The sequence below is a fragment of the Streptomyces sp. NPDC037401 genome (genome assembly GCF_055602345.1).
Genome location: NZ_JBVJWO010000027.1, coordinates 51,926 through 71,540, shown reverse-complemented (window position 1 = coordinate 71,540; position 19,615 = coordinate 51,926). Strand labels below are relative to the sequence as shown.

At 69.8% G+C, this 19,615-nt stretch carries 12 protein-coding genes; 5 read left to right on the top strand and 7 right to left on the bottom strand.

Annotated elements, in window-relative coordinates; all coding sequences use genetic code 11:
• Positions 1 to 92: 92 nt before the first annotated feature.
• Positions 93 to 1,211: a substrate-binding domain-containing protein gene (locus ACZ7H1_RS26175; protein ID WP_470790204.1), complete on the bottom strand. Its 1,119-nt coding sequence runs from the start codon at positions 1,209 to 1,211 to the stop codon at positions 93 to 95.
• Between the two features lie 117 nt (positions 1,212 to 1,328).
• Positions 1,329 to 2,549 (bottom strand): ROK family transcriptional regulator, encoded by a 1,221-nt coding sequence (locus ACZ7H1_RS26170; protein ID WP_470790203.1) that lies wholly within the window; start codon positions 2,547 to 2,549, stop codon positions 1,329 to 1,331.
• Positions 2,550 to 3,123: 574 nt separating this feature from the next.
• Between ACZ7H1_RS26170 and mgtA the strand changes: the two genes are divergently transcribed.
• Positions 3,124 to 5,844, top strand: coding sequence for a magnesium-translocating P-type ATPase (gene mgtA / locus ACZ7H1_RS26165; RefSeq protein ID WP_470790202.1), 2,721 nt, complete (start codon positions 3,124 to 3,126; stop codon positions 5,842 to 5,844).
• 94 nt (positions 5,845 to 5,938) lie between these two features.
• Here the strand turns inward: mgtA and ACZ7H1_RS26160 are convergent, their stop codons facing one another.
• From ACZ7H1_RS26160 to ACZ7H1_RS26140, 5 genes are all read right to left on the bottom strand, one after another.
• A complete protein-coding gene (locus ACZ7H1_RS26160; RefSeq protein WP_470790201.1) occupies positions 5,939 to 6,874 on the bottom strand; it encodes a carbohydrate ABC transporter permease in 936 nt (311 codons plus the stop codon).
• A gap of 13 nt (positions 6,875 to 6,887) precedes the next feature.
• Positions 6,888 to 7,832 (bottom strand): carbohydrate ABC transporter permease, encoded by a 945-nt coding sequence (locus ACZ7H1_RS26155; protein ID WP_470790200.1) that lies wholly within the window; start codon positions 7,830 to 7,832, stop codon positions 6,888 to 6,890.
• A gap of 54 nt (positions 7,833 to 7,886) precedes the next feature.
• Positions 7,887 to 9,335, bottom strand: a complete 1,449-nt coding sequence (gene ngcE, locus ACZ7H1_RS26150) for an N-acetylglucosamine/diacetylchitobiose ABC transporter substrate-binding protein (RefSeq protein ID WP_470790238.1) — start codon at positions 9,333 to 9,335, stop codon at positions 7,887 to 7,889.
• A 310-nt stretch (positions 9,336 to 9,645) separates the two neighbouring features.
• Complete coding sequence (acnA, locus tag ACZ7H1_RS26145; RefSeq protein ID WP_470790199.1) at positions 9,646 to 12,363, bottom strand: aconitate hydratase AcnA; 2,718 nt, start codon at positions 12,361 to 12,363, stop codon at positions 9,646 to 9,648.
• A gap of 249 nt (positions 12,364 to 12,612) precedes the next feature.
• Entirely contained in the window at positions 12,613 to 13,641 is a 1,029-nt protein-coding gene (locus tag ACZ7H1_RS26140) for a LacI family DNA-binding transcriptional regulator (protein WP_470790198.1), read from the bottom strand.
• Between the two features lie 107 nt (positions 13,642 to 13,748).
• Between ACZ7H1_RS26140 and ACZ7H1_RS26135 the strand changes: the two genes are divergently transcribed.
• From ACZ7H1_RS26135 to ACZ7H1_RS26120, 4 genes are all read left to right on the top strand, one after another.
• Positions 13,749 to 15,659 carry an amidohydrolase gene (locus ACZ7H1_RS26135; RefSeq protein WP_470790197.1) on the top strand — a complete coding sequence of 637 codons (1,911 nt, stop codon included), beginning with the start codon at positions 13,749 to 13,751 and terminating at the stop codon, positions 15,657 to 15,659.
• A 170-nt stretch (positions 15,660 to 15,829) separates the two neighbouring features.
• Positions 15,830 to 17,359 carry a helix-turn-helix domain-containing protein gene (locus tag ACZ7H1_RS26130; protein WP_470790196.1) on the top strand — a complete coding sequence of 510 codons (1,530 nt, stop codon included), beginning with the start codon at positions 15,830 to 15,832 and terminating at the stop codon, positions 17,357 to 17,359.
• A 213-nt stretch (positions 17,360 to 17,572) separates the two neighbouring features.
• A complete protein-coding gene (locus ACZ7H1_RS26125) occupies positions 17,573 to 18,031 on the top strand; it encodes a lamin tail domain-containing protein (protein WP_470790195.1) in 459 nt (152 codons plus the stop codon).
• A gap of 112 nt (positions 18,032 to 18,143) precedes the next feature.
• Entirely contained in the window at positions 18,144 to 19,511 is a 1,368-nt protein-coding gene (locus ACZ7H1_RS26120) for a cytochrome P450 (protein WP_470790194.1), read from the top strand.
• The last annotated feature ends 104 nt before the right edge of the window (positions 19,512 to 19,615 follow it).

Here is a 19,615-nt window from a genome sequence, read left to right as displayed (position 1 = left end):
GCGGGGCGCCGGACAGGATCCGGGGCGCCCGGACAGGCCGCGAGGGGCCTGCTCGGGCGAGGCGGCGAGGGCCGGGGCCCTGCCGGGGGGCCTTACTTCAGGCCGAGCTTGGCGCAGGCGGCGGCGTAGTCGCCGGCGCAGATCTCGTCGACGGTGTAGACGCCGTCCTTGACCACAGTGTCCTTGATGTTGGCCTTGGTGAGCGAGACCACCGGGACGAGGACGGACGGGACGGACTTGGTGGTGGGGCTGTCGACCTTGGACTTCGCGATCGAGTCGAGCTTCTCGCCCTTGGCCAGCGCGACGGCCATCTCGGCGGCGGCGTCGGCCTCCGGCGCGTACGGCTTGTAGACGCTCATGTACTGGTCGCCCGTGACGATGCGCTGCACACCGGCGAGCTCGGCGTCCTGGCCGGTGACCGGCGGGAGCGGGGTGACGCCCGCGGCCTTGAGGGCGGTGATGATGCCGCCCGCCATGCCGTCGTTGGCGGAGTAGACGCCGACGATCTTGTCCTTGCCGAGCGCGGAGATCGCCGCCTGCATGTTGGTGTTGGCGTTCTCCGGCTTCCACTCCTTGGTGTCGTACTCCTTGCCGACGGTGACCTTGCCGTCGAGCTCGGAGTGCGCACCCTTCTTGAACAGCGCGGCGTTCGGGTCGGTGACCGAGCCGTTCATCATGACGACCTGGCCGGACTTGGCCTTGTCGCCCAGGGCCTCCAGGAGCGCCTTGCCCTGGACCTTGCCGACCTCTTCGTTGTCGAAGGAGGTGTAGGCGTCGATCGGGCCCTCGGCCAGACGGTCGTAGGCGACGACCGGGATGCCGGCCTCCTTCGCCTTCTTCACCGAGCCGGCGATCGCCTTGGCGTCGACGGCATCGACGATCAGCACGTCCACCTTGTTGGTGATCATCGTGTCGACCTGCGAGTTCTGCGTGGTCGCATCCTGCTTGGCGTTGGCGTAGACGACCTTGCCCTCGCCGCCGGTCAGCTCCTTGACCTTCTTCTCGATGAGCGGCCGGTCGAACTTCTCGTACCGCGCGGTCTGGTTCTCGGGCAGAAGCAGACCCACCGTGATGGCGTTGCCCTTGCCGGCGGCGCTGGCGGTCTCGTTCGTCTTCTCGCCGGATTCCTTGGCACTGCCACAGGCGGCGAGGGACACGGCCATCGCGGTGGCCGCGACGGCTACGGCGGCACGACGGATTCGCGTGTTCATCTTGTGAACCTCCCTGACGAGGCCGCGTCCTTGCGGCCGAGGTGGACGTGAGTCAACTCGGCCGCAAGGTTGTCGTCAAGGAGTGAATCCTTAACGAGATGACAACGGTGCCATTCGTTATCTAGCTGAAGACAAGCCGACGGCTCCCAGCGAGCCGGCAGAACTGGCGGAACCGTTCAATACGGTCGAATCACCCATCTCCGAGAGTACGAGCGCCAGCGCCCCGAGCACCTCGGCGCGCCCGCCCAGGGCACCCGTTAGGACGGACAACTGCCGCGCTGCACTGGGAATCGCGTACCGCGACACCGAATCCCGGATGGGTGCGAGCACCAGTTCGCCGGCCTCGGCAAGGCTTCCGCCGAGCACCACGCGGCTGGGATTGAGCAGATTGCAGAGGTTGGCGACACCGCTGCCGATGTGCCGGCCCACGTCCGCGATCACGCGCCGGCACCCGGGGTCGCCCGCCCGGGCCAGCTCCACCACGCGCTCCATGGTCAGCTCGGGCCCGTGGCTGCTCTGCAGCAGCGGCAGCACGTACCGGGCCGCGGCGAAGGTCTCCAGGCAGCCGCGGTTGCCGCAGCGGCACACCGGCCCCGACTCGTCCAGGGTGATGTGCCCGATCTCCCCGGCCGTGCCGCCCGGGCCCCGGTAGATCTGCCCGTTGATCACCAGCCCGGCGCCGACGCCGCTCGCGACCTTGATGTACGCCAGGTCCTTGACCCCGCGCCCGCTGCCCCAGACCAGCTCCCCCAGCGCGCCGAGGTTGGCGTCGTTGTCCACGTACACCGGCACGCCCAGGCGCCGGGTGAGCTCCTGGCGCGGGTTGATCCCGGCCCAGCCCGGCAGGATCGCCGTGGAGCCGAGCGTCCCGGACTCGACGTCGATGGGGCCCGGTACGCCGAGCCCGACGCCGATGACCTTGTCCCGGCCGACCCCCGTGCTCTCGATCAGCCGTCCGACCAGCTCTTCCGCCCGGTCGAAGCCCTCCGCCCAGGAGGCGTCGACGTCGAGCGGCTCGGCTTCTTCGGCGAGCACCTGGTGGGCCAGGTTGCCCACGGCCACCCGCAGGTGCTCGTGCCCGAAGTCGACGCCTATCACGATGCCCGCGTCCCCGCTGAGCGACACCGCGCGGGCCCGGCGGCCGCCCGCCGAGGTGTCCGTGACCTCGACCGTGCCGCCGTCCTTCAGCTCACGGACGATGTTGGACACCGTGGCCGCCGACAGGCCGGTGGTACGCGCGATCTCCGCCTGGGTGAGCGAGCCCGCGAGCCGCACCGCCCGCACGACCCGCTCGAGATTGGCCCGATGCAGGGACGACTGCGATCCCGGAGTCTCCACGACTCATCCACTCCTGCCCATAAGCGACGGCCGGGCCGTCGCCCCCCGGCCGGGACCGCCGTCGCAGGCGATCCTCTGGATCCTGTCGACCGAGACCCCGGCGTCTCTCCAACTTGTGAACCCTAAGTCGAGCCTTTGGGTATCCACACGTCAAGAGGCTGACGCCGTCCGAATCGGCCACTATCGACTGTTACCGGCCATAAGTACGAGAGATCCGGCCGGTCCGTTCGTGTTACGGTCGCTGAGGCGCCGGTCCTCTGCGGCCTTCCGGCCGGACCGGGCGCCTGAACTGACCGTGCGAGGCGAGGAGGTGTTCGGGATGAGTCCCGACCGAAGTTCCTGCCGCGCACTCGTCGGCTGATCGCCTGTCGATCAGGTCCGGCGCACGTCACTTCTCGTACCTCTCATTTTCCTTCCGCATGCCCTGACGCGCTCCCACGCGCCCCGAAGGGCTGCGACACACCCATGCCGACCTGCGGCCGCGGCCTTCCGTGCCGCCCGCCGCCGGTCCATGACCACTCCGGGTGACCGCGCGGCTCCGTGCTGCCCGCTTCGCCCGGAGGGAGGCTTCTTCATGACCATGCTCACCCCCCGCACGCCTGTGAAGCTCGCACCGCCGGGCCGGGGCCGCCGCGAGCGCAAGGCCGCCGAGCTCCAGGCCCGTACCCGCACCGCCGCCGCGCAGCTCGCCGCCGTCAGCGCCGCCCCGGCCGTCAGCGTCCTCCAGGGAGTCGACTCCTCCCGCCTGGGCCTGACCCACGACGAGGCCGCGCTGCGCCTGGAGCGGCACGGCGCCAACGTGATCGCGCAGGAGCGCGCGCCGCGCTGGTACGTCCAGCTGGCGAAGGCCTACCGGAACCCGTTCATCCTGGTACTGGTGTTCCTCGCCGGCGTCATGTACTGGCAGGACCCCGGGGATCCGGGCGTCGTCATCCTCTCGGTGATGGTCGGGATCAGCGGCCTGCTGCGGTTCTGGCAGGAGTACCGCTCGGGGCGCGCGGCCGACGCCCTGAAGGAGCTGGTGACCACCACCTGCGCGGTGCAGCGCCGGGCGGGCACGGGCTCCGGCCCCACCACCTTCGAAGTGCCGATGGACCGGGTCGTCCCCGGTGACATCGTGAAGCTGGCGGCCGGCGACCTGATCCCCGCCGACCTGCGGCTGATCACCTCCAAGGACCTGATGGTCACCCAGGCGGCGCTGTCGGGCGAGTCGCTGCCCGTCGCCAAGGCCGACACCCGCTCCCGGGACCTCGGCCAGCAGGAGACCGCCGACCCGGTCGAGGCCGACAACCTCTGCCTGACCGGTACGTCGGTCACCTCCGGCACCGCCACCGGGGTGGTGGTGGCCACCGGCGCCGACACGTACTTCGGCTCGATGGCCGGCTCCCTCGTCGGCGAGCGCCCGCAGACCAACTTCGACGACGGCGTGCGCAGGGTCAGCTTCCTGCTGATCCGCTTCATGCTGGTGATGGTCCCGGTCGTGTTCGCGGTCAACGGCCTCACGAAGGGCGACTGGGACGAGGCGTTCCTCTTCGGCATCGCCGTCGCGGTGGGCCTGACCCCCGAGATGCTGCCGATGGTGGTCTCCGCCAACCTGGCCCGCGGCGCGGTCGCGATGTCGAAGCACAAGGTCGTCGTCAAGCGGCTGAACGCCATCCAGAACCTCGGCGCGATGGACGTGCTCTGTACGGACAAGACCGGCACCCTCACCGAGGACCGGATCGTCCTGGACCGCTACCTCGACGTGCACGGCAACGAGGACGGCGAGGTCCTGGAGTACGGCTACCTCAACGCGCACTTCCAGACCGGGCTGAAGAACCTGATGGACCAGGCGGTCATCGACCGCGTCAGCGAGGCCGAGGAGGTTGTCGTCGACGCACGGTTCTCGATGGTCGACGAGATCCCCTTCGACTTCGCCCGGCGCCGCATGTCGGTGGTCCTCAACCGCCAGGGGCCGGCCGGGGCGGCCGGCCGGCCCGAGCACGTCATGGTCACCAAGGGCGCGGTCGAAGAGGTGCTGGACCTGTGCACCCGCATGCGCGACGGCGGCGGGACCGTGGAGCTGACCGAGGCGCTGCGGCTGAAGGCCACCCGGATCGCGGAGGACAACAACCGCCGCGGCCTGCGGGTCCTGGCCGTCGCCACCCGCACCGTGGAGGCCCCGCGGGACACGTACACCGTCGCGGACGAGGACGGGCTGACGCTGGTCGGCTTCCTCGCCTTCCTCGACCCGCCGAAGGCCAGCGCGGCCGCGGCCCTGCGGGGCCTGGCGGACAAGGGCATCGCGGTCAAGGTGGTCACCGGGGACAACGACCTGGTGGCGGCCCGGGTCTGCGCGGACGTCGGCATCGAGGTCGGGCAGATGGTGCTCGGCTCCGAGACCGACCTCCTCGACGACTCGGGGCTGCGTGAACTGGCCGCGCGCACCACGGTGTTCGCGAAGGTCAACCCGGTGCAGAAGGCGCGCATCGTGCGGGCGCTCCAGGCGGGCGGGCACACGGTCGGCTTCCTCGGCGACGGCATCAACGACGCCGCGGCGCTGCGCGACGCCGACGTCGGCATCTCGGTGGACACCGCGGTGGACATCGCGAAGGAGTCGGCGGACATCATCCTGCTGGAGAAGGACCTGACCGTCCTGGAGCAGGGCGTGCTCCAGGGCCGGACCACGTTCGGCAACACCATCAAGTACATCAAGATGACCGCGTCGTCGAACTTCGGCAACGTCTTCTCGGTGCTGGTCGCCTCCGCGTTCATCCCCTTCCAGCCGATGCTCGCGATCATGCTGCTGGTGCAGAACCTCGTGTATGACATTGCACAGCTGGCCACGCCGTGGGACCGGATGGACGAGGAGTACCTGCGCAAGCCGCGGAACTGGGACGCCAGGGGGATCGGCCGGTTCATGGTGACCATCGGGCCCATCAGCTCGATCTTCGACATCGCCATGTTCCTGATCATGTGGAACGTGTTCGGCGCGAACAGCGAGGCCCACCAGGCGCTCTTCCAGTCCGGCTGGTTCATCGAGGGACTGCTGTCGCAGACCCTGATCGTCCACATGATCCGTACGCGCAAGATCCCGTTCGTCCAGTCCCGCGCCTCCTGGCCGGTCATGGTGATGACGGTCCTCGCCGTGCTGACCGGACTCTGGCTGCCGTTCTCGCCGCTGGCCGAGTCCCTGGGCTTCGTGGCGCTGCCCACCTCCTACTTCCCCTGGCTCATCGGCGTGCTCCTCGCCTACTGCACCCTCACCCAGCTGGTGAAGACGGCGTACATCCGCAGGTTCGGCACCTGGCTGTAGGGACCCGGGAGGGCGGTCTGCACTGCGCCGCCCTGCCGGCCGCCGGTTTCGGCGGCCGGGAGGGCGGCGGTGGTGCCGGGGCCGGACGAGCCGGCTACTTGAGCGTGGCCGACGTGAGACCCGCCTGGATCTGGCGCTGGAAGGACAGGTAGACCACCAGCATCGGGATCATCGCGATGGTGACGCCCGCGAAGAGCACGGGCAGGTCGGTCTCGTAGCCCATCTGGTACTGCAATTGCACCAGGCCCTGCGTGAGCATGTAGCGCTCGGGATCGGTGCTGTTCTGCGGCTGCATCAGCACGGCGGGCAGGATGTACTGGTTCCACTGGCCCAGCGTGTTGAATATCCCGACGCTGATCAGGCCGGGCTTGGCCATGGGCAGCATCACCTGGAAGAAGATCCGGGTGTGCGAGGCCCCGTCGATCACCGCCGCCTCGTGCACCGCCGTCGGCAGGGTGCGGAAGAACGAGTGCATGAAGAAGACCGTGAACGGCATCGAGTACGCGACGTACACGAGGATCAGGCCCTGGTACGTGTTCAGCATGTCGAAGCGCTTGACCATGAAGAAGAGCGGTACGAGCGCCAGGAAGACGGGGAACATCGCCCCGCTGACGAAGAAGTAGTACGTGAGCCGGTTGCCCTTGAAGGGGTAGCGGGCCAGGACGTACGCGGCCATCGACCCGAACAGCATCGTCAGCGGGACCGAGAACACCATCACGATCAGGGTGTTGGCGAAGTAGTCGCCGATGCCCTTGTCCCAGGCCCGCCCGAAGGCGTCGAAGTGCCAGTTGGAGGGCCAGCTGAGCGCCGACCCGCCGATCTGCGCGTCGGTCTTGAAGGAGCCGAGCGCCAGCCAGATCAGCGGCAGGACGATCAGTATGGCCCACACGGCGAGGAAGCCGTGGGAGAAGACGTTGAGGACCATCCCCTCGGAGCGGCGCTTCTCGCTCTCGCCGGTCCGCCCGGAGCCGCCGGCCCGCTCCGCGGCCGCCTCCCCGGGCGCCTTGATCACAGTGGACTCAGTGGTCATCAGGATCTCCCGCTCAGAACTCGATGCGCTCGCGGCGGGTGGCTCGCAGCGTGATGATGGAGAGGATCATGGTCAGGACGAGCATGACCACGCCCATGGCGCAGGCATAGCCGCTCTGGCCGAGGTACAGGAAGTTGCGCATCAGGACCGTCGCCATGACCTCGCTGTGGTGGTCGGGGCCGCCGCCGAACTGCCCCGAGGTCATGGTCGACACGAGGACGAACATGTCCATGGCCACGATGCCGAGGTAGACCGCAGAGGTCTGCACCGAGTCCCACAGCAGCGGCAGGGTGACCTTGAAGAACGTCTGGCCGCGGCCGGCGCCGTCGAGCAGCGCCGCCTCGTAGATGTCCTTCGGTACGGACTGCATGGCCGCCGAGAACAGCACGAGGTAGAAGCCCACGCCGTGCCACACCACGACCAGCAGCAGGCACCACAGCACGAAATTGGGCTCGTTGAGCCATTCGACGGGGGTCTGCGGGTCGACGAGGCCGAGCTTGATGAGCACGCCGTTGAGGAGCCCGCCCTCGTCGCTGCGGTACACGGCGCCGAAGAGCACCGCGAGGATGGTGAGGGACAGGACCTGCGGGAAGAAGTAGACGATCTTGTAGAAGCCGGATCCCCGCACGCCCTGGACCCCGCCCGCACCGCCCTTCCCGCCCGCGTTCACCATGAAGGCGAAGAACAGCGCGAGCAGGATGGTGATCACCGGGACGAACACCAGGAGCAGCAGGTTGTGCCAGATGGCGCTGAGGAAGACGTCGTCCTTCAGCAGGGCCTGGTAGTTCTCCACGCCGACGAAGTCGAACGTCGGTGACTGGCCTGTCCAGTTGGTGAAGGAGTAGCCGAATGTCTGCACATACGGCCAGATGACGAATGTCAGGTACAGCGCGAGCGGTACGAAGAGGAACCCGGCGATGAAGCCGGCCCGCCCTCTGCTCTTGGCTACGTGGCTCATGGTGTCCGTCCCTGGTGTTCCCGGGCTTGGCGGTGGCGGCGCGGGCCTGCCGCGTCAGTCGCGGCGGTTGTTCTTGGCGTTGGGGTCCTTGGCCGCCTTGTCGACCGCGGCCTGCGCCCGCTTGATCCATTCCTTCGGCTGGATGCGCTTGGCCATCAGCTCGTTCGAGGCGTTCTGGATGTCCAGGTCCATCTGGCTGTACCAGTCCGGGTAGCGGTAGTTGAAGGTGTTCTCGCCGGCCGCCTTCAGCGCCTCCACGGCCGACTTCGTGCCGGGCCGCAGCTGGACGTTCGGGTCCACGCCGTCCTTGACGATGGTCAGCGAGTTCGCCTGCTGCGCGAAGAGGGTGGACCACTCGCGGGAGAGCATCGAACGGATGAACTCCAGGCCGCCGGCCTTGTTCGCGGCCTTCTCCGGGACGATGAAGGGCTCGCCTGCGCCGGCCCGGATCGCCTCGAGCGGCAGCTTGCTGCCCGGCAGCAGCGGCATCGGCAGGAAGCGCATGTCGAAGTCCGCGGGGGTCTGCTTGAGCTGCTCGTTCTCCAACCAGGAGCCGCAGGTGATGAAGGCGGCCTTGTACTGGTTCCAGCGCGTCTGGGAGTCGGTGTGCGTCAGGCCGTTCGTGCCCGGCATGAGCAGGCCCTTCTCGACGACCTCGTAGACCGCCTCGACGGCCTCCAGGGCGACCGGGTTGCCCGCGAAGGCGTTCGGCTCCAGGTGGTCGATCGCCTTCATGGCATCGAGACCGCCCTTCTTGGCGATCAGGTCCATGATGGCGACGTTGATGTAGTACGGGAACTTGCCCTGGTGGGCGAGGCCGCCCAGCCCGGCCGCCTTGGCCTTCGCACAGACGTCCAGGAACTCCGCCCAGGTCTTCGGCGGGGCCCAGCCCTTCTCCTTGAAGAGCTTGCCCGAGTACCACAGGCCCCAGACCGTGTACACGTAGTTGACCGAGACGAACTTGCCGCCCTGCGTGCCCTGTTCGACCGTGCCGGGGATCAGCATGTCCCGGACCTTCTTGGTCGGGTCGTCCAGCGAGGGGGCGTCGAGCACCGGGGTCAGGTCGGCGAGCTGGCCGCCCTTGAAGAGCACGTCCAGCTTGATCTGCTGGGCGCCCGAGTCGTCGATGACGTCCGGCGGGTTGCCGCCGTTGAAGCGCGGCTGGAGCTTGGCGGTGATCTCCTGGGTGCCGAGGTGGGAGGAGGTGGTGCCCCACTTCTTGTCGAACGCCGCCTCCCAGGCCTTCGCGTAGTCGTCGCCGTAGCCGCCCTTGAAGACGACGACGTCGAGCTTGCTGCCCTTGGCGACGCCGAACGGGTTGTTCTTGTCCGCCTTGGCCGTGGCGGTGGCCTTCGGCTGCTCCTCGCCGCCGCCGGAGGCGCACGCGGACAGGAAGCTCATCGTCGGCACCGTGATGAGGCCGAGTGCCGCGGAGCGCTTGATCAGGTCGCGGCGGCCGACGCCTTCACCGGTGCGCTCGCCGTGGGCGGAGGTGGATCCCATGCTCATGTCCTCGCCTTCGTCAGGAGTGTGAAGGAGGCCGGAAATCACGGCAGTTGCCGTGCATGCGGACATCGCCGCAGGTCTCCTGCCGTCCCCCCGTCCGGGGCCGCTCGTACCGCGGCGGTCCGGACGGGCACAGGTATAGTCCACTTCCGCTCGGCTGAGCAAGATCGTGCACAAGGATGACCCCGGGCTTTTCCGAGTTGAGACCTGTCCGTCACACGGGATGCCTACCCCGGAAAGCGGAAGGGCCGTACCCCCATAACGGGGATACGGCCCTTTGGTGCCGATGTGCGGCGGATCAGTCGGGTCAGCCGCGGATGAGGTTCCGCAGGACGTACTGCATGATGCCGCCGTTGCGGTAGTAGTCCGCCTCACCGGGGGTGTCGATGCGGACGACCGCGTCGAACTCCACACCGGTGTCGGTGGTGACCTTGACCGTGCGCGGGGTGGTGCCGTTGTTCAGCTCCTCCACACCGGTGAAGGAGAAGGTCTCCTCGCCGGTGAGGCCCAGGGAGGCGGCCGTGGCGCCCTCGGGGAACTGGAGCGGGAGAACGCCCATGCCGATCAGGTTCGAGCGGTGGATGCGCTCGTAGGACTCGGCGATGACGGCCTTGACGCCGAGCAGCGCGGTGCCCTTGGCGGCCCAGTCGCGGGACGAGCCCGAGCCGTACTCCTTGCCCGCCAGGATGACCAGCGGGATGCCGGCGGCCTGGTAGTTCTGGGAGGCGTCGTAGATGAAGGAGACCGGGGCACCCTCGACGGTGAAGTCGCGGGTGAAGCCGCCCTCGGTGCCCGGCGCGATCTGGTTGCGCAGGCGGATGTTCGCGAAGGTACCGCGGATCATGACCTCGTGGTTGCCGCGGCGGGAACCGTACGAGTTGAAGTCGCGGCGCTCGACGCCGTGCTCGGTGAGGTACTTGCCGGCCGGGGTGTCGGCCTTGATCGCACCGGCCGGGGAGATGTGGTCGGTGGTGACCGAGTCGCCCAGCTTCGCCAGCACGCGGGCGCCGGCGATGTCGGAGACCGGGGTGGTCTCCATGGTCATGCCCTCGAAGTAGGGGGGCTTGCGGACGTAGGTGGACTGCGGGTCCCACTCGAACGTGTTGCCGGTCGGGATCGGCAGCGCCTGCCACTGCGCGTCGCCCGCGAAAACGTCCTGGTAGGACTTGTTGAACATGTCCTCGCCGATGGCGTTGGCCACGACGTCGTTGACCTCGGCCTCGGAGGGCCAGATGTCCTTGAGGAAGACCGCGTTGCCGTCGGTGTCGGTGCCGATGGCGTCCTTGGTGATGTCCACCTTCATGGAGCCCGCGATGGCGTACGCGACGACCAGCGGCGGGGAGGCCAGGTAGTTCATCTTGACGTCGGGGTTGATCCGGCCCTCGAAGTTGCGGTTGCCGGAGAGCACCGAGGTGACCGCGAGGTCGTGCTCGTTGATCGCCTTCGAGACCTCTTCGTCCAGCGGACCCGAGTTGCCGATGCAGGTGGTGCAGCCGTACCCGACGAGGTTGAAGCCCATCTTGTCGAGGTACGGGGTCAGGCCGGCCTTGTCGAAGTAGTCGGTGACGACCTTCGAGCCCGGGGCCAGGGTGGTCTTGACCCACGGCTTGCGGGTCAGGCCCTTCTCGACCGCCTTCTTGGCCACGAGCGCCGCGGCGACCATGACGTAGGGGTTCGAGGTGTTGGTGCAGGAGGTGATCGCGGCGACGGTGACGGCGCCGTGGTCGATCTCGAACGAGGTGCCGTCGGCCAGGGTGACCGGGGTGGGCTTCGACGGGGCGCCGTTCGGGTGGTTCGCCGGGGCGTCGGAGGCCGGGAAGGACTCCTTGCCCGCCTCGTCCACGTCGTCGACGTAGTTGCGCACGTCCTGCGCGAACTGCTCGGCGGCGTTGGCGAGGACGATGCGGTCCTGCGGGCGCTTCGGGCCGGCGATGGAGGGGACGACCGTGGAGAGGTCGAGCTCCAGCTTCTCGGAGAAGTCCGGCTCGGCGGCCGGGTCCAGCCACAGGCCCTGCTCCTTGGCGTACGCCTCGACGAGCGCGACCTGCTGCTCGGAGCGGCCGGTGAGCTTGAGGTACTTCAGCGTCTCGCCGTCGATCGGGAAGATCGCGGCGGTGGAGCCGAACTCGGGCGACATGTTGCCGATGGTGGCGCGGTTCGCGAGCGAGGTGGCGGCGACGCCCTCACCGTAGAACTCGACGAACTTGCCGACGACGCCGTGCTTGCGCAGCATCTCGGTGATCGTGAGCACCAGGTCGGTGGCGGTGGTGCCGGTGGGGAGCTCGCCGGTCAGCTTGAAGCCGACGACGCGCGGGATGAGCATGGAGACCGGCTGGCCGAGCATCGCGGCCTCGGCCTCGATGCCGCCGACGCCCCAGCCCAGCACACCGAGGCCGTTGACCATGGTGGTGTGGGAGTCGGTGCCGACGAGGGTGTCGGGGTAGGCCTGCCCATTGCGGACCATGACCGTACGCGCCAGGTGCTCGATGTTGACCTGGTGGACGATGCCGGTGCCCGGGGGGACGACCTTGAACTCGTCGAAGGCGGTCTGGCCCCAGCGCAGGAACTGGTAGCGCTCCTTGTTGCGGCCGTACTCCAGCTCGACGTTCTGGAGGAACGCGTCCGGGGTGCCGAACTTGTCCGCGATGACGGAGTGGTCGATGACCAGCTCGGCCGGGGCGAGCGGGTTGATCTTCGACGGGTCGCCGCCGAGCTCCTTGACGGCCTCACGCATGGTGGCGAGGTCCACGACGCAGGGCACGCCGGTGAAGTCCTGCATGATCACGCGGGCCGGCGTGAACTGGATCTCCTGGCTGGGCTGGGCCTGGGAGTCCCAGTTGCCGAGCGCCCGGATGTGGTCGGCGGTGATGTTCGCGCCGTCCTCGGTACGGAGCAGGTTCTCCAGCAGCACCTTCAGGCTGTAGGGCAGACGGGCGGAGCCCTCCACCTTGTCCAGCTTGAAGATCTCGTACGACTCGTCGCCCACCTGCAGCGTGCTGCGGGCGTCGAAGCTGTTCGCCGACACGACAGTCTCCTTCATGCATGAATTCGCGCGTTCTACCGCAATCCTGCCGCGTGGCACTCTGGCCCATCCGCTAAGGTAGGGCTAAGTTAGGTAACCCTTACCAGCGGCGCGGGCTGCGGGACGCCCTCGGCAGATATCTCGATGTCGAGATAACTCTAGTGCATCGTCGCGCCAGGGTCATGCGCGGCGTGGGTCACATTGCCGTGTGATCGGTGACATTGCCGTGTGGCCGTACCGCCGGACCGTCCGTCAGGGTCGCCGGTGAGGACTCCCGCTGCGCCGGGGCCGGGACGAGGCACGCACCCTCAGGGCCGCCGGGACGGTGAGCTGACCGGGGACGGCCCCGGCGGGATCCTCCACCAGTGCGACCAGTGCGGCGACGGCCGCCTCCGCGATCGCCTCCGGCATCAGGCTCACCGTACTGACCGCCGGTGCGGCCTCCGCGTACGCCGGGTCCTCGCTCGTGCAGACGAGCAGCAGGTCCCCGGGGACGCTCAGGCCGTGGCGGGCGGCGGCGGCCAGCACCTGACGGCCGCCCGGATCGTATACGCAGTGCACGGCGTCCGGCCGCTCCCCGGCCGGCGCGCCGAACGCCCCGTCGAAGGCACGGCCCTGCTCGTCATCCGGGGTGAACGGGACCAGCAGCGGGACCCGGCCGCGCTCCGCGCACCAGTCCTCGTAGGCGGCGGTGACGGCGGCCGTGTAGTGCTCGCGGCCGAACCCGGCGTGCAGCGCCGGGCGGCGCGCACCGGCCCGGTCGAGGTGGTCGAGCACCTCACGGACGGCGGCCGCGTGGTCGTTGTCCACCCACACGTCCCCCGGCAGCGCCTCGGTGGGGCGGCCGTCGAACACGAGCGGCATGCCCCGGGCCCGCAGCGCCCGGAGCACCGGGTCGTCCGCCGGGCTGTCGAGCAGCAGCATGCCGTCGACGTTCAGCGTGTGCCACAGGACTTCGGCGCAGCGGTCGGCGGGCAGGGTGGTGAGGGCGTAACCCCGGGCGTGGGACGCGGAGGTGGCGGCGGTGATGAGCCGGGCGAAGTAGGCCACGCCGGCGAAGTCCCAGGCGTGGCCGGCATACGTGGTGACGGCGAGTCCCAGGCTGCGCGTACGGGGGCCGCGGCCCGCGCCGTAGCCGAGGCGGGCGGCGACCTCGCGGACCCGGCGGCGGGTGCCCTCGCCGATCCGGCCGGTGCCGTTGAGGGCGTGCGAGACCGTCGCGGTGGACACCTCGGCGGCTCGCGCGATGTCGGCGATGGTCGGACCGGGCACGCCGGTCATCGTACGGACCGGGGTGCGGAATCCGTCGCGGGGGCCGGGTTCTGGTTAAGGGGTTAATCACCGACAGTCCTGGCCACAGCACACACATGGAGTGGTTGGGAGTGGTCATGAACTCGTCTCTGTCCCGCCGGGGCCTGCTCGCCGCGGGTGCGGCCGGTCTCGTCGGCGCGGCCGCCGGGAGCGGCGCCGCGTCGGCCGTCCCGTCCCCGGCCGGCGCCCCCGCGTCCGCCCGTACCTCGGCCGCGCTGATCATCCACAACGCCCGGGTGTTCACGGGCCTGCCGGGCGCCCGGCCCGCGGAGGCGGTGGCCGTCGGCCGGGACGGCCGTGTCCTGGCCACCGGGACGGGCGCGGCGGTGCGGCGGCTGATCGGCCGGGACACCGAGGTGGTCAACGCGCGGGGCAACACCGTGATGAGCGGGATCCACGACGGCCACGTGCACCCGCTGGGTGCGGGGGACCGTTCGCTGCGGCCCTCGCTGGACGGCGCCGAGACCACGGTGGCCGAACTGCAGGAGGTGCTGAAGGGGTTCCTCGCGGACACCGGGGGCGCCGGGGAGGAGCCGGACGGCTGGCTGGTGGTGGAGGACTGGAACCCGGTCGGCCTGCTGCCCGCCGGCACCGCCCCGCACCACGTGATGCTGGACGCGCTGCCGACCCGGCGGCCGGTGGTCCTGGTGGGCGGGGACGGCCACAACCTGTGGGCCAACCGGCGGGCGCTGGAGATCGCGGGCATCACCGCGGCCACCCCGGATCCGGTGGGCGGCCGGATCGTCAAGGGGCCGGACGGGAAGCCGACGGGTGTCCTCAAGGACGACGCCCAGGGGCTGCTGACCCGGCACGTCCCGCAGCCGACGCAGCGCCGGCTGGTCGAGGCGTGCGCGAAGGTGCTGGCCGAGGCCGCCGCGTCCGGGGTCACGACGATGATGGACGCGCTCGTCGGGCGCCACGAACTGGAGCTCTACGGGGCACTGTCGAAGGCGGGGCGGCTGCCCCAGCGGATCGTGCCGGCGATCCGGCTCTCCGCGGAGCAGGCGAAGGACCCGGCGGGCGCGCTGGCGTACGCGCGGGGGCTGCGCAAGGAGTTCGGGGGCGTGCGCGGGCTGCGCTTCGGCATGGTGAAGGTGTTCCTCGACGGGGTCATCGAGTACCCGGCGCAGACCGCCGCGCTGCTCCGGCCTTATCTGGACGGACACGGCAAGCCCACCGAAAACCGGGGTGAACTGTACGTTTCCGGGCGCGCCTACGGGCGGTTGACAGCGGCGTTCAACCGGGCCGGCTGGCAGATGCACGCGCACGGGCTGGGCGACCGGGCGGTGCGGGCGGCGCTGGACGGGTACGCGTATGCGCGCAATGTCACAGGTCACCGTGATGCGCGCAATGCCATAGCGCACCTCCAGCTCGTCGACCCGGCCGATTTGCGGCGGTTCGCGCAGCTCGGGGTCGCCGCCTGCATGCAGCTCCAGTGGGCCGCCGAGGACACGTGGACGATGGACGCACTGCTCCCGTACATCGGCCCGCAGCGGCACCGCTGGATGTACCCGGCGCGCAGCCTGGAGAAGGCGGGCGCCCGCCTGTCGGGCGGCTCCGACTGGCCGGTGGACGCCCTCCAGGTGTGGAACCAGATCCGCACCGCCGTCGACCGCAAGGGCATGGACGGCGAAGGCGACCTGTACCGCGAGCTGGAGGGCCTGAGCCGGGCGTCGGCCCTGCGGATGCACACCCTGGGCACCGCCTGGCAGCTGCGCCAGGACGGGCTGACCGGCACGGTGGAGAAGGGGAAGGCGGCGGATCTGGTGCTGCTGGACCGGGATGTGACGCGCTGCCCGGTCAAGGACATCAGCGGGACCCGGGTGGAGCTGACCCTGGTCGGCGGCCGGGCCGTGCACGACGTCCACTCGGCCGCCGGCCGCGCGGCCGCGGCCCGGCTGGCCCGCGCGGCGGCCGGCCCGCGGCCCGCGTCGTACGCCGCGGTCCACGGCGGCCGCCACCGCGCCTGCGGGTGCCAGAACGGCTGACCCGCGGACCGGGGGCCGGCCGCCCGCGCGGGACGACGGCGCCTGAGCCCCCTTCAGGCGCCGTCCGGGGGCGGGTGGCACGGGTGACACACGGCTGCCGTACCCGGACGCCACACCCGGATGCCACACCCGAGGACAGCTCCATCTCATATCTGAGATACCGTGCACCCATGGCAGACGACTACCTCGTACGCATCGGCAAGCTCATCCGTGACGCCCGGCAGCACCGCGGCTGGACACAGAGTCAGCTTGCCGATGCGCTCGGCACCAGCCAGAGCGCCGTGAACCGGATCGAACGCGGCAACCAGAACATCAGCCTTGAGATGATCGCCCGAATCGGCGAAGCTCTCGACAGCGAGATCGTCTCGCTGGGCTACGCGGGTCCGATGCACCTGCGCGTGGTCGGCGGTCGCCGCCTGTCCGGCGCCATCGACGTCAAGACCAGCAAGAACGCCTGTGTCGCACTGCTGTGCGCCTCGCTCCTCAACAAGGGCCGCACCGTCCTGCGGCGCGTCGCCCGGATCGAGGAGGTCTACCGCCTCCTCGAGGTCCTCAACTCCATCGGCGTCCGCAGCCGCTGGATCAACGGCGGGGTCGACCTCGAACTCGTCCCGCCGGCCCGCCTCGACATGGACGCCATCGACGCCGACGCCGCCCGCCGCACCCGCAGCATCATCATGTTCCTCGGCCCGCTGCTCCACCGCATGGACCGCTTCAAGCTGCCGTACGCGGGCGGCTGTGACCTCGGCACCCGCACCATCGAGCCGCACATGATCGCGCTGCGCCGCTTCGGCCTCGACATCACCGCCACCGAAGGCCTGTACCACGCACAGGTCGAGGCCGGGGTCGCGCCCGAGCGCCCGATCGTGCTGACCGAGCGCGGGGACACCGTCACGGAGAACGCGCTGCTGGCCGCCGCACGGCACGACGGCGTGACCGTCATCCGCAACGCCTCCTCCAACTACATGGTCCAGGACCTGTGCTTCTTCCTGGAGGCGCTGGGCGTCAGGGTCGAGGGCATCGGCACCACGACGCTGACCGTTCACGGTGTACCGAACATCGACGTGGACGTGGACTACTCCCCCTCCGAGGACCCGGTCGAGGCGATGAGCCTGCTCGCCGCCGCCGTGGTCACGGAGTCGGAGCTCACCATCCGCCGGGTCCCGATCGAGTTCATGGAGATCGAGCTCGCGGTCCTGGAGGAGATGGGCCTCGACCACGACCGCTCCACGGAGTACACGGCGGACAACGGCCGCACCCGCCTGGTCGACCTGACGGTCCGCCCCTCGAAGCTCGAGGCGCCGATCGACAAGATCCACCCGATGCCGTTCCCCGGCCTGAACATCGACAACGTCCCGTTCTTCGCGGCGATCGCGGCCGTGGCCCAGGGCCAGACCCTGATCCACGACTGGGTCTACGACAACCGTGCGATCTACCTCACGGACCTCAACCGCCTCGGCGGCCGCCTCCAGCTCCTGGACCCGCACCGGGTCCTGGTCGAGGGCCCGACCCGCTGGCGCGCGGCGGAGATGATGTGCCCGCCGGCCCTGCGCCCGGCCGTGGTCGTCCTGCTCGCGATGATGGCTGCGGAGGGCACGTCGGTGCTGCGCAACGTCTACGTGATCAACCGCGGCTACGAGGAGCTGGCCGAGCGCCTCAACTCGGTGGGCGCGCAGATCGAGATCTTCCGCGACATCTGACCCACCCCCGGACGCTCAGGCGTTCGACCGAAGGCCCCGCCCCGAATGTCCGGGTGCGGGGCCTTTGGCGTGTGTCACGGCGGGCCGTACCGGCCAAGGAGCGAGAAGCCGGCGGCATATTCCGCCTATCGGCCCGTACATCACATCAACACCTTGTATATCTATAGCGCCGCAGCCGACCGGCGCGGCGACCCAGGGAGGGGACCCCCTTAGATGAAGAAGACCGCCACGTTCGTCGCAGCCGCAGCCGTGGCCGCAGCGGCGCTCGCCGCCCCGCAGGCCACCGCCGCCGCCCACCAGGGCGGCCTGCACTTCGGCGCGCTGCAGTTCGACGGCCCCGGCGCCGACCTGCCCCGCACCAACGCGAAGCTGAACGCGGAGTACGTCGACCTGCACAACAACTCCCGCTCCGCGGTCAAGCTCACCAACTACACGGTGAAGACCGGTTCCGGTTTCGTGTACAAGTTCGGCAGCTTCACCCTCGGCGCCGGCAAGACGGTCCGGCTGCACAACGGCCAGGGCGGCAACACCGCCAAGCACGTGTACCGGAAGAAGAACAACTTCTGGTTCAACAACAACCGCGGCTCGGTGAGCCTGCTCGCCCCCAACGGGGTCAAGAAGGACTCCTGCGCGTGGACCGAGCGCCACGGCACGTGGGTGAACTGCCACTGACGCTCCAAGTGACGTACCGTACGGGCGAATTCCGGCCAGACACCCGGCCGGGGCTCGCCCGCGCGGGACCGGGGCAGCAGAATCGGGCGCAGTGACCAACAAAGGGGGCTGCGTGGCAGGCATCGGTACGAAATTCCCGGGTCCGGCGGGAGTTCCCCTGCTCGGGTCGCTCTTCGACCTGCGGAGCGACTCGCTGCAGACGTTCGTCCGCGCACAGCGCGAACACGGCGACGTGGTACGCCTCTTCGCCGGTCCTCCGGGCGTGCGCTCCGAGCTGTACTGCGTCTTCTCGGCGGAGGGCGCACAGCAGGTTCTGGCCAGCCAGGCCTCCAACTTCCGCAAAGACAACGTGATTTACCAGGAGATCCGGGAAAACTTCGGCAACGGTCTCCTGACGAGCCAGGACGAGGTCTACCTGCGGCAGCGGCGGCTCGTGCAGCCGCTGTTCACGAAGCGGCGGGTCGACGGCTACGCGGATGCCATTGCCCGGGAGGCGGAGAAGGTGGCCGCCGACTGGCGGGGCGTCCCGGAAGGCGTCGTCGACGTCGGCCACGAGATGATGCGGCTGGCTCTGCGGGCCGTCTCGCGGATCCTCTTCGGCGCCGACGCGGACAGCACCATCGACGTGGTGAACCGCTGCTTCCCGGTGATGTCGGAGTACGCGATCCGCCGGGGCTACACCCCCGTCAACGTGCCGCGCAACTGGCCGACCCCCGGCAACCGGCGGGCGGCTGCCGCCACCGCCGAGATCTACGCGGTGTGCGACGAGATCATCACGAGGCGGGGCGCGGCCGACAGGGACGACGAGGACCTCCTGACCCTGCTCGCCGCCGCGCGCAGCGCCGACGACAGCGCCTTCGAGGCCAACGAGCTCCGCGACCAAGTCCTGATCTTCCTTCTCGCGGGGCACGAAACCACCGCCACTTCGCTCGCCTTCACCCTCCACCTGCTGGGCCGCCACCCCGAGCAGCAGGACCTGGTCCGGGCCGAGATCTCCGAGGTACTGGGCGACCGTACGCCCGAGGCCGCCGACCTCGCCCGGCTGCCGTACCTCACGCAGGCCCTCAAGGAGTCGATGCGGCTCTACCCGCCGGCGCCCGCCCTCGGCCGCCGGGCCGTGGAGGCCACCGAGATCGGCGGGCACGTCATCCCGGCGGGTGCGGACGTGATCCTCGCGCCGTGGGTGACGCACCGGCACCCGGACTACTGGCCCGATGCCGAGCGGTTCGACCCGCAGCGCTTCACTCCCGAGGCCGAGGCGGGCCGCCCGCGGTACGCCTGGTTCCCGTTCGGCGGCGGTCCGCGGGCCTGCATGGGCCAGCACTTCGCGATGCTCGAATCGGTCATCGCGCTGTCGATGCTGCTGCGGGCCTACGAGTTCGAGGCGGTCAGCCACGACGTCCCCGTCACGGCGGGCATCACCCTCTCCCCGCTGGCTCCGGCCCTGTGCCGGATCCGCGGGCTGGGCGGCGCGCGCTGACGCTCGGCGGCGACGCGCGGACACGGTGCCGGGGGGGGGGGGGGGGGGGGGGAGAGGGGGGGAGGGGGGGGAGGGGGGGGGGAGGGGAGGAAGGGGAGGCCGCG